The organism is Aromatoleum buckelii, from assembly GCF_012910785.2.
Taxonomy (GTDB): domain Bacteria; phylum Pseudomonadota; class Gammaproteobacteria; order Burkholderiales; family Rhodocyclaceae; genus Aromatoleum; species Aromatoleum buckelii.
Map to the genome: position 1 here is coordinate 1569778 of NZ_WTVH02000010.1, position 14942 is coordinate 1584719.

General features: G+C 63.7%; 15 protein-coding genes and 1 pseudogene. 3 read left to right on the forward strand and 13 right to left on the reverse strand.

Features of this window, described 5'->3' with window-relative positions:
- Position 1 precedes the first annotated feature (1 nt).
- The 5 genes from GO608_RS18060 to GO608_RS18080 form a co-directional block, all read right to left on the reverse strand.
- Positions 2 to 1213 carry an IscS subfamily cysteine desulfurase gene (locus GO608_RS18060; RefSeq protein ID WP_169198563.1) on the reverse strand — a complete coding sequence of 404 codons (1212 nt, stop codon included), beginning with the start codon at positions 1211 to 1213 and terminating at the stop codon, positions 2 to 4.
- Between the two features lie 23 nt (positions 1214 to 1236).
- On the reverse strand, positions 1237 to 2391 hold the full coding sequence (locus GO608_RS18065; protein WP_169198564.1) for a cysteine desulfurase family protein: 1155 nt from the start codon (positions 2389 to 2391) through the stop codon (positions 1237 to 1239).
- 16 nt (positions 2392 to 2407) lie between these two features.
- The gene (iscR, locus tag GO608_RS18070) at positions 2408 to 2890 is read right to left on the reverse strand and encodes a Fe-S cluster assembly transcriptional regulator IscR (protein WP_169198565.1); all 483 of its coding nucleotides are present in this window, start codon (positions 2888 to 2890) and stop codon (positions 2408 to 2410) included.
- A 114-nt stretch (positions 2891 to 3004) separates the two neighbouring features.
- The gene (gene cysE / locus GO608_RS18075; RefSeq protein ID WP_169198566.1) at positions 3005 to 3772 is read right to left on the reverse strand and encodes a serine O-acetyltransferase; all 768 of its coding nucleotides are present in this window, start codon (positions 3770 to 3772) and stop codon (positions 3005 to 3007) included.
- Positions 3773 to 3822: 50 nt separating this feature from the next.
- On the reverse strand, positions 3823 to 4551 hold the full coding sequence (locus GO608_RS18080; protein ID WP_169198567.1) for an RNA methyltransferase: 729 nt from the start codon (positions 4549 to 4551) through the stop codon (positions 3823 to 3825).
- A gap of 78 nt (positions 4552 to 4629) precedes the next feature.
- Between GO608_RS18080 and GO608_RS18085 the strand changes: the two genes are divergently transcribed.
- The 3 genes and pseudogenes from GO608_RS18085 to GO608_RS18095 all read left to right on the forward strand — a co-directional run bounded on the left by GO608_RS18085 (position 4630) and on the right by GO608_RS18095 (position 7389).
- The gene (locus GO608_RS18085) at positions 4630 to 5436 is read left to right on the forward strand and encodes an inositol monophosphatase family protein (RefSeq protein WP_169198568.1); all 807 of its coding nucleotides are present in this window, start codon (positions 4630 to 4632) and stop codon (positions 5434 to 5436) included.
- A gap of 297 nt (positions 5437 to 5733) precedes the next feature.
- Positions 5734 to 6016 (forward strand): annotated as a pseudogene (locus GO608_RS18090) (STAS domain-containing protein); the annotation flags it as partial.
- A gap of 386 nt (positions 6017 to 6402) precedes the next feature.
- On the forward strand, positions 6403 to 7389 hold the full coding sequence (locus GO608_RS18095; RefSeq protein WP_169198570.1) for a tyrosine-type recombinase/integrase: 987 nt from the start codon (positions 6403 to 6405) through the stop codon (positions 7387 to 7389).
- Between the two features lie 38 nt (positions 7390 to 7427).
- Here GO608_RS18095 and GO608_RS18100 read toward each other — a convergent pair whose 3' ends face one another.
- From GO608_RS18100 to nrfD, 8 genes are read right to left on the reverse strand one after another with little or no spacing between them, the layout of a single operon-like run.
- Entirely contained in the window at positions 7428 to 7820 is a 393-nt protein-coding gene (locus GO608_RS18100) for a hypothetical protein (RefSeq protein ID WP_169198571.1), read from the reverse strand.
- A 23-nt stretch (positions 7821 to 7843) separates the two neighbouring features.
- Positions 7844 to 8959 carry an NADH-quinone oxidoreductase subunit I gene (locus GO608_RS18105; RefSeq protein WP_169198572.1) on the reverse strand — a complete coding sequence of 372 codons (1116 nt, stop codon included), beginning with the start codon at positions 8957 to 8959 and terminating at the stop codon, positions 7844 to 7846.
- Entirely contained in the window at positions 8956 to 9420 is a 465-nt protein-coding gene (locus GO608_RS18110) for a hypothetical protein (protein WP_169198573.1), read from the reverse strand. Before GO608_RS18110 ends, GO608_RS18105 begins: the two co-directional genes overlap by 4 nt.
- Positions 9421 to 9422: 2 nt before the next feature.
- Positions 9423 to 10112, reverse strand: a complete 690-nt coding sequence (locus GO608_RS18115; RefSeq protein WP_169198574.1) for a HisA/HisF-related TIM barrel protein — start codon at positions 10110 to 10112, stop codon at positions 9423 to 9425.
- Complete coding sequence (locus tag GO608_RS18120) at positions 10109 to 10561, reverse strand: DUF309 domain-containing protein (protein WP_169198575.1); 453 nt, start codon at positions 10559 to 10561, stop codon at positions 10109 to 10111. The genes GO608_RS18115 and GO608_RS18120 overlap by 4 nt, the downstream gene beginning before the upstream one ends.
- A 17-nt stretch (positions 10562 to 10578) precedes the next feature.
- Positions 10579 to 11415 (reverse strand): TorD/DmsD family molecular chaperone, encoded by an 837-nt coding sequence (locus GO608_RS18125; protein WP_169198576.1) that lies wholly within the window; start codon positions 11413 to 11415, stop codon positions 10579 to 10581.
- 12 nt (positions 11416 to 11427) lie between these two features.
- A complete protein-coding gene (locus GO608_RS18130) occupies positions 11428 to 14061 on the reverse strand; it encodes a molybdopterin-dependent oxidoreductase (RefSeq protein WP_169198577.1) in 2634 nt (877 codons plus the stop codon).
- Between the two features lie 24 nt (positions 14062 to 14085).
- Positions 14086 to 14940, reverse strand: coding sequence for an NrfD/PsrC family molybdoenzyme membrane anchor subunit (gene nrfD, locus GO608_RS18135; protein WP_169198578.1), 855 nt, complete (start codon positions 14938 to 14940; stop codon positions 14086 to 14088).
- Between the last annotated feature and the right edge of the window lie 2 nt (positions 14941 to 14942).

A 14942-nucleotide genomic window follows, 5' to 3' on the forward strand; every position in this document is an offset into this window, starting at 1 on the left:
TTCAGTGTGCAGCCCACTGCACGCTGTCCAGATCGACGCCGTCCTGCACCATTTCCCACAGCGGGGACAGTTCGCGCAGCTTGCCGATCTTCTTGTGCAGCAGGTCGATCGTGTAGTCGACTTCTTCTTCGGTGGTGAAACGCCCGATCGTAAACCGGATCGAGCTGTGTGCGAGTTCGTCATTGCGGCCCAGCGCGCGCAGCACGTAGGACGGTTCGAGGCTCGCCGACGTACAGGCCGAACCGCTCGACACGGCCACATCCTTGATCGCCATGATCAGCGATTCGCCTTCGACGTATGCGAAGGAGATGTTCAGGTTGTGCGGCACGCGGTGTTCGACGTCGCCGTTGATGTAGGTCGCGTCGATGTCCTGCAGGCCTTTCATCAGACGGTCGCGCAGCGCGCCGACGCGTTCGTTCTCGGTCTTCATTTCCTCGCGCGCGATGCGGAAGGCTTCGCCCATGCCGACGATCTGGTGCGTCGCAAGCGTGCCGGAACGCAGCCCGCGCTCGTGGCCGCCGCCGTGCATCTGCGCTTCGAGGCGGGCGCGCGGCTTGCGCCGAACGTACAGCGCGCCGATGCCTTTCGGGCCGTAGGTCTTGTGCGCCGAGAAGGACATCAGGTCCACCTTCAGCGTCTGCAGGTCGATCTCGACCTTGCCCGTCGCCTGCGCGGCATCGACGTGGAAGACGATGCCCTTCTCGCGGCAGATCTCGCCGATCTGCGCGATGGGCTGGACCACGCCGATCTCGTTATTGACGAACATCACCGACACCAGGATGGTATCGGGCCGGATCGCATCCTTCAGTGCCGACAGGTCGACAAGGCCGTTCTCCTGCACATCGAGATACGTCGCTTCGAAACCCTGGCGTTCGAGTTCGCGGAACGTGTCGAGCACTGCCTTGTGCTCGGTCTTCAGTGTGATGATGTGCTTGCCCTTGCCCTTGTAGAACTGGGCCGCCCCCTTGATCGCGAGGTTGTTCGACTCGGTCGCCCCCGACGTCCACACGATTTCCTTGGCGTCGGCATTGACCAGCCGGGCCACCTGCTCGCGCGCGTCTTCGACGGCCTTCTCGGCTTCCCATCCATAAGCGTGGGAGCGACTGGCGGGGTTGCCGAAATGCTCGGTGAGCCACGGGATCATCGCCTGCGCCACGCGCGGATCGACCGGCGTCGTGGCGGAGTAGTCCAGGTAAATCGGAAACTTGAGCATCGGGTTCCTCCGTCGATCTGCGTTCAAGATTGGACCGCCATTGCGGTCAGATTATTCAATTGGTTCGTCAGGCGTTCGAAGGCTGCGAGGAAGCCTTCAACGTCGGTCAGGGTCGTGTCGCGGCCGAGGCTCACGCGCACCGCACCCCGTGCGGCCTCGTGTTCGACGCCCATCGCGAGCAGCGTATGCGACGGCTCGGGATTGGCGCTCGAGCACGCCGACCCGCTCGCGCATGCGAAACCCGCGCGGTCGAGCTTCGCGACCAACGTTTCGCCGTCGAAACCGTCAGCAGCGAAAAACGTCGTGTTCGGCAGTCGCGGCGTATCAACCGAGAAAATTCTCATGCCGCTCGCGATTAGGCCCGCTTCGAGCCGATCCCGCAGACCGGCCAGCCGTCGTGCCTCGTCTTCGAGCCGCGCCGTCGCATGTTCGCATGCGGCGCCGAAACCGACGATCGCCGCGACGTTCTCGGTTCCGGATCGCAGGCCGCGCTCCTGACCGCCTCCGGCGATCAGCGGCGCCAGTTCGATCCGCTTGTCGATCACCAACGCGCCGACACCGAGCGGACCGCCGATCTTGTGTCCGGAAAACGTCATCGCGTGCACGCCGAGCGCACGGAAGTCGACGGGAATCTTGCCGAGCGCCTGCACTGCATCGCTATGAAACCACGCCCCGGCCGTTCGTGCATCGCGCGCCAAGGCAGCCACATCCTGCAGCACCCCGGTCTCGTTGTTCGCCAGCATCACCGAAACCAGCGACGGCTTCGCCTCGAGCACCGCTTTCCAGTCGTCGCCATCGATCCGCCCGGCGGCATCGACGGCGATTTCGCGTAGCGACCAGCCTCCGCGCCGCAGCTGTTTTGCCGGCTCGCGCACGCAGGGATGCTCGATCGCGCTGATCGCCACCAGGCCTGGCTTCATCAGCGCCGCTGCACCCTTGATGAAGAGGTTGTTCGCTTCGGAACCGCAACTCGTGAAAATCACTTCGGTCGGATGCGCACCAACTGCCGCCGCCACCCGAGCACGCGCCTCGTCGATCGCCGCCCTCGCCTGCCGCCCGTACTCGTGCCGGCTCGACGCGTTGCCGAAACGTGCATCGAGCCACGGCAGCATTGCCGCGCGCACGAGAGGGTCGAGCGGGGTCGTGGCGTTCCAGTCGAGGTAGACGGGCGCGAACATCGCTTGTGCTTCCGCTTTACGCGGCCGCCACTTCGCGCACCGAAATCATCGCGCGCCGCCGCACGTCCTTCAGCACGCTCGTGTCCGCTTCGGCCTTGACTTCGCGCATCACCAGCGCAGCGAGCGTGACCGAATCGAGGTACTCGTACATCCGCTTGTTCAGGTTCGCCCACAGGTCGTGGGTCAGGCAACGTTGTTCGTCGTGGCAATTCTGTCGGCCGCCGCATTGGGTGGCGTCGAGCGGTTCGTCGACCGCGACGATGACGTCCGCGACGGTGATCCGGCTCATGTCACGGGCAAGGCGATAACCGCCTCCCGGGCCGCGCACGCTCGACACCAGCTTGTGGCGGCGCAGCTTTCCGAACAGCTGTTCGAGGTAGGACAACGAAATCTTCTGACGCTCGGCGATTCCTGCCAGTGTTACGGGGCCTTCGGTCTGGCGCGATGCCAGATCGATCATGGCGGTTACCGCAAATCGTCCCTTGGTGGTGAGTCTCATGTTAGCTCCTCGCATTGCGGAGATTGCCGCCCGGGTAAATACCCGAACGTTTCACTCGACTATACGTAACCCGACAAAATCGGTCAACTACTCCGGGGGCGGATCGCGGCGCGTTCAATCAACCATCTTCGACAGGCGCTGGGCATCGAATTCGTCGCTCTGCTCGACCTTCGAATCCAGCCTCACGCCGGCCTTTTCGAGCTGTTCGACGAGCATCTGAATACGACGATCGGTTTCGACTGCGTGATCCAGCAGACCGTGCATCGCCTTAGCGATCGGATCGTCCATCTGCCTCGTGACGCCATATGCCGAGAAGCCCATCTGCTCGGCCTTCTGCTCGCGCGCCTTGTCACGCGCATCGGTGCGCTCCGGGTCGATGATGCGGGCAGGATTGCCGACAGCGGTAGTTCCAGCCGGCACCGGCTTGACGACGACGGCATTGGAGCCGATGCGTGCGCCATCGCCGACGGTAAAGCCACCGAGCACTTTCGCGCCAGCGCCGACGACGACGCCATTGCCGAGCGTCGGGTGGCGCTTGGTGCCGCGGTACAGCGAGGTTCCGCCGAGCGTCACCGCCTGGTAGATCGTGCAATCGTCGCCGATCTCCGCGGTCTCGCCGATGACCACGCCCATGCCGTGATCGATGAACACACGTCGGCCTATCGTCGCCCCTGGATGGATCTCGATGCCGGTCAGGAAACGCGAGATGTGGCTGACGAAACGGCCGATCCAGAACAGCTCGCGGGTCCACGCCGCGTGCGCGAGGCGGTGGAACAGGAGCGCGTGCACGCCGGGATAGCAGGTCAGCACTTCCCAGGTCGAGCGGGCGGCGGGGTCGCGTTCGCGAACGCTGGCCAGGTCTTCGCGCAGGCGGCTGAACATGGGTGATTTGCTCCAGGAAACTTCATTGCAGTAGTGAATTCCCGACTAGTTTAGTCGGGTTTGCGTTCGAGTGCACCCACGATGCCGCGGAGGATATTCACTTCCTCTTTTTCGAGCCGCACGCGCCCGAACAGGCGCCTGAGGCGCTGCAGCAAGCGCTTGGGATTGGCCGGATCGTAGAAGCCGCTCGCGGTCATCGCGCGCTCGAGATGACGGTGAAAGCCCTCGATTTCCTCGAAGGTCGCGAGATCGGGCAAGGGCTCGGCCGGCGGGGTCGGCGACAGTGCCGCCATCCGCAGTTCGTAGCACAGCAGCTGCACGGCTGCGCCGAGATTCAGCGATGAAAACGCCGGATTGGCCGGGATCGACACCGGCATCGAGCAGCGTTCGACTTCGTCGTTCGTCAGGCCGCTCATCTCGGTGCCGAACACCAAGGCCACGTCGCCCTTTTCGGCAAACGCGACGAGTTCGGGTGCCGCTTCGCGCGCGCTGCGAACCGACACGGACCGCTCGCGCCGCCGCGCGGTGATCGCCGCCGACAGGATCGTGCCGTGCAGCGCCTCGTCGAGCGAATCGACGACGCAGGCGCTCTCGAGCACGTCGGTCGCGCCCGAGGCGCGCGCATCCGCGACGGGGTCCGGGAACGCAGACGGCGCGACGAGATACAGACGGGAGAGTCCCATCGTCTTCATCGCACGCGCGGCGGCGCCGATATTGCCAGGATGGCTCGTGCGTGAAAGCACGATACGGATACGGTCAAGCGCGATGGCGCCGTTCATATTAAAATCTTGTGTTTTTTCGAATTTTCTTAAGCGGAGGCCCCTTCCGGGCAACCTTCGCAAGCGAGACCGACGCGCATGCATCCCACCCTGACCATCGCAGTGAAAGCCGCCCGCCGTGCGGGTACCGTCATCAACCGGGCCTCGATGCAGCTGGACATCCTGACCGTCCAGACCAAGTCGCCGAACGATTTCGTCACCGAAGTGGACCAGGCCGCCGAGGCGGCCATCATCGAAGTGCTGCGCGACGCCTACCCGGAGCACGGCATTCTAGCAGAGGAGTCCGGAGAGTCCGCCGAGTCCGCGAACAGCGAATACCAGTGGATCATCGATCCGCTCGACGGCACGACGAACTTCATCCACGGCTTTCCGCAGTACGCAATTTCGATCGCGCTGGCGAAGAACGGAGTGCTCGAGCAAGCGGTCGTCTATGACCCGACGCGCAACGAGCTTTTCACTGCGACGAAAGGTCGCGGCGCCTTCCTCAACGATCGCCGCATCCGCGTTTCCAAGCGCACGCGGCTGAACGACGCACTCATTGGCACCGGCTTCCCGTATCGCGAATTCGACAACATCGACGCGTACCTAGGAATGTTCAAAGACCTGACGCAGAAGACCGCCGGCATCCGCCGCCCCGGCGCCGCGGCGCTCGATCTCTCTTACGTCGCGTGCGGCCGGCTCGACGGTTTCTGGGAAATGGGCCTGCAGCCCTGGGATATGGCAGCGGGCGCGTTGATGATCCAGGAAGCCGGAGGCCTCGTCAGCGACCTTGCGGGCGAAGCTGCCTATATGGAAACCGGCAATGTCGTGGCTGGAACGCCCAAAGTGTTCGGCCAGCTGCTGCAGGTGATCCAGCCGCATCGCACGGCATCGACCCGGGCCTGAAGAAAACGGGAAAAATCGTACGTGACCGACGGGGCGAGAGGGCTCGCCCCGTTTGCGACTGTGCAGCATGGCCGAGTACACCTGTCCGAACATTCGTGTTTACACGCGAATCGGAGCTTTTACCGGCGTAGATTTCTTTCCTCCCTGCGAGTCAGCCACATTCCCAGTCACTCGCGCGAGACTACATTCCGATCGGCGGCGTTTTCCTTCGTTTTCACCGCCTCAGAACGCTTGCGTTTTCCTTTTCCTGTCGGCACCGACAGCGACAGGCCAGCCGTGATCGACCTGTTTTCCCCAATGCTGCACGTCCGTTTGAAGGCCGAAGACGAAGGCCGCGCGCACTTACCGAATCACCAGCCAGATGTTCTTCGCTTCGGCGGACCGCTTCGTCGCGTCGTTCGACTTCCGGGACGCCATCGATAAGTTGTTCACCGACATTTCACGCGCGCATTTCTGGGACATCACGGGCGTACCCGCGCTCGGCAAGGTGGTCGTCAAGTTCCGCCACGAACGCGCCGAAGTCGAGGGCATAGGGCTCAACGAGGCGAGCGCGACGATGGCCGATCGCTTTGCCGTGCACGTCGGGGTGCCGTGCGCCGGGCTTCGTCCGGCTGAATCGTTTCCAGGAAGCAGCATGGCGATGTTCCAGTTCGTTTCCAAACCAATATGCAATTAACCGTCTGTAAATGGATAAGACTACTGCTTCTCCCTCCTTGATTATCAGCTGCACTCAGCGGACAAATCGAGGTGTATCCTAAATAGTTGGACGGTTAATAGCATTTTCTTGCTCGATGCATCTGGTCTCACCAAACCCTACGGGTCGTTCGCACGGCCTAGAATAGGACCTCGGAAGTTAAGCCCTGCTGAAACAGCCTGAGTGACACGCGGAGCCTGTATCAGGCACTTCGTCGCCAACCACGACCTCGCGGACGGCGGCAACTTCGGCCCGAGTTGACGTGATTGCCCATGACTGCCCCGAATACCTCCCTCTTCGATTCCGACCAGGCTTGGCTGACGACCCCGCAGGAAGCGTTTGTCGCGTGGCTGATGGCCCCGGACTTCGTGGTAACGAAGTCCGGGGCCGAGCAGCCGCTGCGAACGTCCTCGGTGGTCGTATATCGAGCGATGGGGAACAAATTCGTCCGCGAGGTCCTGCTCGGCGAGGACGGAGGCCTGCGGAAAACCTGGCGTGACATCGACGCTGAAGACATCCACGCTTTCCTCGCCAAGAACGAACTGAAGCGCGGCATCCGCAACAGGTATGTGCGTCTCCTCGAGCGCCTCTTCGACCATTTGATGGCAAAGGGCATCGTTTCGGCCAACCCGGCCAGAGGGTTGGCGATCAAAGAACCCTCGAAATCCAACCAGTATCACGACAAGACGCAGTGGCTGACCGAGGCCCAGCAGGAAGCCCTTGTGGCCGCCCTGCCACAAGCTGAAGGATGGAAGGACGCGCGGAACCGGGCCCTGATCGCCACGGTTCTCGGGGGCGGCCTGAAGGTAAGCGAGGTCATCAAACTGACCAACGGTTGTGTCGGCCCGCGTCAGGAGGACGGCAGTCTCTACATCGACGTCTATCCGGCCGGGGCCGGGCGCCGGCACCGAACCCGAGTCGCGGTCTTCGCCGCGGCTATCCTGTTGGAATGGATGACGACCAGGAAGCAGCTGACCATCCCGAGCGAGCTGCTGTTCCCGGCCAAGCTGGCGGGCGGAGTGCTGCATCCGGCGACAGTGTATCGCCAAGTCGCCGCGGTGCTGGCTGAGGCCAGGATCGACCCGACCCTTATCAAGCGTCGCGGAGCGAGGACCTTACGGAACACGTTCGCGATCAATGAGCTCGAGGAGGGCAAGCCGCCGGAGCTGGTGGGCGAATACCTCGGCCATCGGGCAGCTCGCTCGACCAGGTACTACACAGCGCTGGTACGCAAGCCTTCTCCCTTGCGTGGAAAATAAACCCCGCGCACAGGAGCCGCCGGTGGTTGGACGAACACTTAAGGAGCTGTCGCAACCAGCTCCCGATGCCGCGACGCAGCTTCGTCAACTGCTTGTTCGAGGGGCATCCCCTGCTCCACTCCATCCATGATCATCCGTTGCAGGATGGCCCCCAGCATCTCGACGTTGGCAGCCATGAGCGGTTCGACCTCGCGCAGAAATTCACATGCAGGCGGGTCGTAAGCGCACGATGCGAGAAACTCTTCAAGCATCCGACCAGTGGCGAGCGCATAGCACATGTCGTAGATCAGGTTGAACGTACGCTGAAACTGCAGCTCGTCGCTGTCGCCCACGTTTATGCGAATTTCCTCGCCAAGGTCACGCCGAAAATCCGCCAGCACGTAGCCCACCTTCGCCTTGACGACATCTTCTGCGGTGAATTCCCATTCCATGACGACTTCTCCTTTGCCGGGTCTCAGCCAAAGATGGACGTGAACGCATCCTCGTCGTCGCGACAGATCGGACACGCTTCCTGCGGTGTATGTGAAACGAAGTGCCGGTCGCAACGCGCGCAGCGCTGCTTCGACATCGCCAGCAATACGCGGGCAGGCTGTTCCGGTCGAGCGTCGAAGATCGCATCGGCAGCAAGCACGCCGGGCTGGCAGACTTCCAGACAGACGGCGCAACCGACGCACCGGTCGAGGTCGAACTTGAGTTGCCAGTCGGCAGGCGACTCCTCGATCCCGATTGCACCGGTCGGACAAACCCGAAAACAGGCTTCGCAGGCAGTGCAGCCGGGCTGCAGCGACAATGCCATCAGTGGCAGCGCTTCGTGAAGGGGGATCGAAAACGGCTGATCATCGCGGCGCTTGCACACGATCTGCAACAGTTCGCGGCGCTCGGGCAGCGCGTACGCTCCCGGCCGTATCGCCTTGTCGGGTGTAGGCAGCGAAGATGAGGCGGGTTCGGTCGCCTGAGCCAGCTCATCGGCCCGGCGACCGACGAGGCGGCGGAACCATTGCCGGCGGCTCGCTGCGAAGCCGCCGCCTCCCTCAATGGTCGGCAGCGATGGACTTCGAGACTCCACCTCCGGGGCGACCCAGTCGACGCGGACATCTGCTGTTCCGGCGGCTTTTGCCAGAACTTCGCAGGCCTCCAGATTGAGTGCGAGTTGCGTAGCCCCCCGGGCACCATGCGCGCACTCGCTGCAATGGGTAGCGCCGCGTATTGTCATGGGAATTCGGCGCTTCGCCAGATACGCGAGGCTGGCCGCGTCGACCGCACCAAGGCAGGGTACGACCGCATCGGCGACGGCGCCGGAAGGCGCACAGGCGATGGTGAAATGGTCCTGTCGAATCGCCTGCCGCAACATGTCCACCGGTTTGAAACCGCCACTTGCCAAAGCATCGGTAGGGCACGCCGTCACGCACAGCGCGCAGTTCTGGCAACGAGCGGAGTCGATGGCGACGCCCTCGTCGGACAGGGCAATCGCGTCGTGCGGACAGGCCTCCGCACAACGCCGGCATTCGCTGTACCGAAAGCGGTAGCGGGTGCAGCGGCTGGCGCGAAACTCCGGGTAGGCGATGCTCACTTCGGTGCCGTCCGCAGTTGCTGCAAGGCCGGCCCCTGCTCGCAGGTGTTCTTCGGTATGACGAACTGGACCGCCCTCCCCCCGGGCGGCTCTGCGCTGAGGTCACTGAGGACACGCTCCCAGGCGTCGACACCCCCCTCGACCGCGAAGACGGTTTTGCCAAGGTGCGCAGCCGCAATTTTTTCGGCCACGCTCAAAGCCCTGTCATCATCGTCGGCAACCACCACGACCGAGGCGGTGGGGTCGATCCGGATGCCTTCGCGGTAGACCAGCGCCTCCGCGATCGCGCGGGATTGTCGCTGCGTGTTACTGCGCGCATCGATCACGCAACACGGGGGACTGGCACGCAATGCCAGCTTGAGCTGGGTCTCGTTGCGCAGGCTTGCCGCCGCCTGAGCGTGCGCGGTAACGCCGATGAAAGTGGCGACGATCAGGGCATGAACGATGAATTTCGCCCGCATGATCATGCATCCTCGACAGCAGGTGAGACCGCGTCGGATGGCGACAAGGCTGGCAGCAACTCGGTACGTCGCGCAAAGAGGCCCGGCGACAGCGCGATCTGCGCTGCCTTGCCGTATGCCGCCCAGTCGGCGAGCGCCGGGACGGACTGCCGACGCGGGGCAATCCACAGACGTTCGCCAAGATCCTCTACTAGGCCTGCGCACAGGTTGAGATCGGTGTCGTCGACGATGTCGACCTGCACGAGCGCGATCGAGACGCCCCGCTTCTTTATCTCGCCGAGCCACCAGTTCACCCGGACACCAGTTGCACTGCCGTCTGCGCGCAGGATCTCCCAGCCCGCTTCGCACAGCGATGGCGTCACGACGCGAAAATCGGCATTCGATACCGTGTCGAATGACCACGTAACCTCGATGCGACGCGCGGGAACGAAAACACCGATCCGCTCGGCGCCAAACCGCGCAACGAGCCTCGGAATCAGGTCCGAGTCGCGCAGTGCGGCCTCTCCGAGCAACACCCGTGCAGCGCCGGCGGCGAGCAGCTCACTGGCCCGGGCCTCGCCTTCAGCGGGCAGGATGATCGCAGCGGCCGAGGCGAGCCGCGTGTCAACGGCATCTCCATCGATGACGAACAGCTCTGCATCGACATCAGCCGGAGCCTCAGAGGCGCCGGCAAGACATGCGCATCGGATCATGACGGCAGCGCTCCGCTGTGCTCGAACTTCGCGTAAACAAAGGGAATCATAGGGTTCTCGCCGCCCGCCGGCAGCGATGCGATCAGCGGGCGCAGTTCCTGGAGCGAGCCGATGATCGGATCGATCTGCACACCCAGAAAGTGCGGCCGGTACTTGCCGAGCACCACGAGCGCGTCGTCCAGCAACAGCAGCGCGCCCTCCTGGTTGCGGTTCTGCGTGAAGAACAGCGCTAGCGTGGCAAACGCAAGCCCCTGCAGGAACTCGGCCTCGGGGTCACGCGTGCCCAACACGCTGTTGCGGATCAACCTCGACCAGCGCTCATTGAGCAGGTCGTGCAGCGCGCCGAGTTCGTTGCCGTTCCACAGCGCGGCGACTTGCGTCCAGTCGATTTCCGACAGCACCTGACGATCGGGGGGAAAAATAGGCCGGGTTTGAAGATCGAGCAGCATGGTCGGTTTCCTCGCGGTCAGCGCAGGTCGTGAAGCGTATGCACGCCGGTCGCACGTCTCGGGCCCGCTGGAACCCCTTCGCAACTGTTGCAGACGGGCTCGTCGGGGTTGAACTCCACGCGGATCTCGGCCTTCGGCACGACTGCCCGGCCGTGGTCGAGATCGTCGATGCGCAACCCCATCGCCACGATTTCCTCGTCCGCGAACCCACCCAGGAAACGCGCCATCTCGCGATAGAACGAGTGCTCCGCGGCCTGTTCGATCAAGCGCGCATAGCCGCGCACCCAGCGCCCCAGGTGCTGCGTCCAGAATCGCTTCACCTCGCGTTCCAAACGCCGGTAATCGGCCTCATCGCCGCGCGCGAGGGCCAGGCTGCAGCGCTCCAGCAACTCGGCAACGAACATGAGCTCGACTCCGAGCTGGTCCGGAAACACCTCGAAGCGGCCCTTGTGCAACGCGAAGCCCCACTTCGCGTAGGTCTGCCGGACCTTGAAATGCGGGTCCTGCTTGTAGCGTCCGGTCAGCCGCACCGACTCGACCGGCGGAAAGCCGCCGGTCGCCGCGAACAGCGTCGCGTACTCGCACGCCAGACGCTCGACCAGGGACTCGGTGTCCGGCAAGGTGAAATCCGTATCGAATCGCACCCCCGCATCGGCAAGGCTTTGCAGCACATCCGGCCGACGCATCGCCTGCACGAACGACGGCCCCGGCTCCTCGACGAAAGCGCCCGACAGCAGCCGATATACGTCCGCGCGAGCGGCGCACTCGGCGCCCAGTTCGGCGGACGAAAGGCGGGGACCGGCGGGGTCCACCGAGACGCCGTCGTCTTCGAGGGCAAGAAAGGTTTTTAGCATGGTGGCTCCTGTTCAGTGTCCGCCGGATGCCTTGGGCTTCACGCTCTCCGGCCCCGCCCACGACGCCATCTCGGGGTGCATCTTGCGGTGCATATCCCCGGTGTACGCGTAGCGCATAGTTTCCTTGTAGGCCGCGTAATGCCTGTCCCAGTCGCCATGGATGTCGCCGTACTTGTCGTCCGGCCCCGCCTTGCTGACCTTCACGACGGTGTCGTACCAGCCCTGCGAGCCGCCGATCGGATCGGCGACCACCGGGATGATCGCGTTCGGATGCACGCCGCGGTCGTCCCACCACACGTTGTCGAGGTCGGGATCCTCGGTGCCACCGAAAGCCGGCTTGTCCTTCAGCTTCAGCGTCGCGAGCCGCCCGTATTCCCAGTGCCCGAACCCGGTCGCGATCGAAATGACTTTCGGATGAATGCCTTCAGTGACGTAGGCCTTGGTGACGAGATAGCCGACCGGGCTCTCGACCCGCACCAGGTCGCCGGTCTTCACGCCGAGCTTCTTCGCCGTCTCCGGGTTCATCCACGCCGGGTTGCTGTGCGCGATCTCGGCCAGCCACTTCACCGCCGCCGTGCGCGACTGCTTGTGCACGTTCAGCTTGAAGGTCGACAGGATCATCTCGTCGTCCTTCATGGTTTCGTGCCACGGGATGCGCTTGAAAGTCGGCATCGGATTGAAGCCGTACTCCGCCCACTCATCGACACGTACGTTGATCAGCCGATTGCCCGTCGGGAAGCCCACGTAGTCGTGACCATCGCGGCGGATGCCGATCGCCTTGCCGTTCTTCGTGATCAGCCCGTGCGCGTCCACCATCGCGCCTTCGATGTCGGCGCCCGACAATTCCTTCTTGTACAGGCCGTACTCGGCTTGGATCTCGCGCCCGGTCTTGTCGGTGACCTTGCCGGTCCTGGGGTCGAGCGTGCCGTAGATCGGCCACACGCCGTGCTTCTTCAGGAAGTCGAGCCCGCCCGCCTCCTTCAGTCCGGGCACGTTGTCGAAGTGGTGGCGCATGTAGTCCTCGCCATCCTTGAACTCCCAGAACTGTTTCATGCCGCGAGAGCCGTCCGGGTCGAGCTTCCAGATGATGTCGCGCAGCAGCACGCGGTTCTCGCGCGATTCGCCGAGCGACTTGTGCACCGGCTGGCGAATGCCCAACCATGGCCACAGCGAGTTCGGCATCGACTCCGGTTCCCAGCGCTCGAGGTAGGGGCAGTCGGGCAGGATGATGTCGGCGAGCGCGGTCTCCTCGCCCATGTGTGAGCTCATCGAGATGAAATAGGGGATCAGCTTCTCGTCGCGGTAAAGCTTGCCCCACACCGCTTGAGCGCCCGGGTTGGTGTAGACCGGGTTGTCCTGGTAGGTGAAGGCGACGTTGATCTTCTGCCGCCCCTCCGCGATCCAGAATGGCACCAGGTGGCTGACCTTGTGCGCGGCGAGCGGATACTCCGGCGGGTGCGCGAGCACCGAATCCTGCTTCGGCCCCGACGGCTGCGGCATCGGCTGCGGCCACCCCATGCCGCGCGGCAGACAGTACCCGCCACGCTTTTCCACGTTGCCGGTCATGATCGGCAGCATCATGCACGCCTTCTCGTTGTACGAGCCGTACAGGTGCTTGGCCGGGCCGCGGTAGGTGAATAGCGTCGCCGGCTTGGTGGTTGCGAACTCGCGCGCGATGCGCTCGATCGTTTGCACCGACACGCCGGAGATCTTGGCCGCCCATTCCGGCGTGTATTGCGCGTAGTGCGCCTTCAGCTCATCGACCGTAACGTTCGTCCAGGTGTCGATGAATTCGCTGTCCTGCAGGTCCTCGCGCAGGATCACGTGGCCGATCGCCAGCGCCACTGCGCCATCGGTCGCGGGGAACACCGGGATCCACTCGTCCGAGAAGCCGGCAGTGTTCGACAGGCGCACATCGAAAGTGACGATCTTCATGTGGTTGTCCACCCGGCCTTCGGTCACGCGCTGCGACAGCGGATTGTGGAAGTAGGCCGCCTCGAGGATGTTGGAGCCGAAGTTCAGCACGTACTTGGCGTTGGCGAAGTCGGGCGTTTCGATGTCCGGCCCCCAAGTCGGCTCCTGCCCGACCTTCTTCGACGACTCGCACACCGAAGTGTGGTTGAGCACGGTCGCCGAGCCGAGCGTCTTCATGAAGCGTTCGAGCGTACCGCCGGTGCGGTTGCGCCCGTACTTCAGCATGATCGTGTTGGGATCCTCCTTCAGCGCGGCATCGAGCTTCCCGGCCACCTCGGTCAACGCCTCGTCCCAGGTGATGCGCTTCCACTTACCCTCGCCCCGTGCACCGACTCGCTTGAGCGGATAAAGGATGCGGTCGGGGTCGTAGCTGTACCACATGCCGGAATTGCCCTTCGCGCACAGGCGGCCACGCGTCGACACGTGTTCCGGATTGCCTTCGAGTTTCACCACACGATCGTTTTCGACGTAGGCGATGGCGCCGTCCTGGATGTTGCAGACATGGCAGTTCACCGGGATCGCCTTGCGCTCGGCGGCGTTTTCCGGGCTGAAATCCTTGCCTCCCAGTTCGTTTTCCATCGCGTGCAGCAATCTGGGGGCGACTGCTACTGCGGCCGTGGTGCCGGCACTGACCTGCAGGAAGGTGCGGCGGGTGATTTTCGGGAAGTCCATTTCGAGATCTCCTTGCCTGACCGGTCAGTACAGGGTCTGCAACTGTTGCGGGCCCATCAGCAGCGCGTAGCGCAGCGCCGCCCCGCCTGCGAGCACGAGCATCCCGGCGAGCACCACACCGAGCTGCTGGCGGCCGAAAGGCGCGAGCAGCAGCGCGATCGGCGCTGCGGTGCCGGCGACGATGCCGATCCCGACGAAGATCAGTCCCATCGTGCCCGTCGTGAGGATCAGGTAAGTCAGCTCCTGCGCCGAGCCGCCGTGGTGGGTCGTGCCGAGGATGGACACCAGCATCACGCCGACCGCGCCGGTCGACCACAGCAGGTACTGGCGCAGCGTGGCGCGGGTTTCAGCGTTGCTGCCGGCCAGCAGGGACGCCGCTGCGGAGCCCGATGCGATTGCCATCGCAACGAACAGCACCGGAATGATCGGCGTGTTCCATACCGGCCGCGACTGATGCACGGTGAGGTCGAAGCCGGTGTAGATCGGCAGGCCGAGCGCCAGCAGCGCTGCAATCCCCGCCATCCACCTGCCGCCTCCGCCGCCCTTGCGCAACATGAACAAATAGACCACCAGCACGATGCCGAAGCTGACGATATTCAGCGCCCCCCAAGCCAGCGGCGAGCCGAAATTGAGATAGAACGGATTGAGGATGTTGAAAAAGCGCAGAGGCTGGGACAGGTCCGCGATCAACAGCAAGCCGCCGATCGCCAGCAGCACGAACGCCCCCCAGGCCGAACTCGCCCGGATCGGCCTCAGCGCCTCGTTGTGCCACGACAGAAAGGACAGGAAGGTCAGGCCTGCAACGATGCCGATGATGAAGAAGTAGATCGCGTAGGTCGCGTGCCACGACACATCGTGGAACCAGACGAAATCGCCCATGT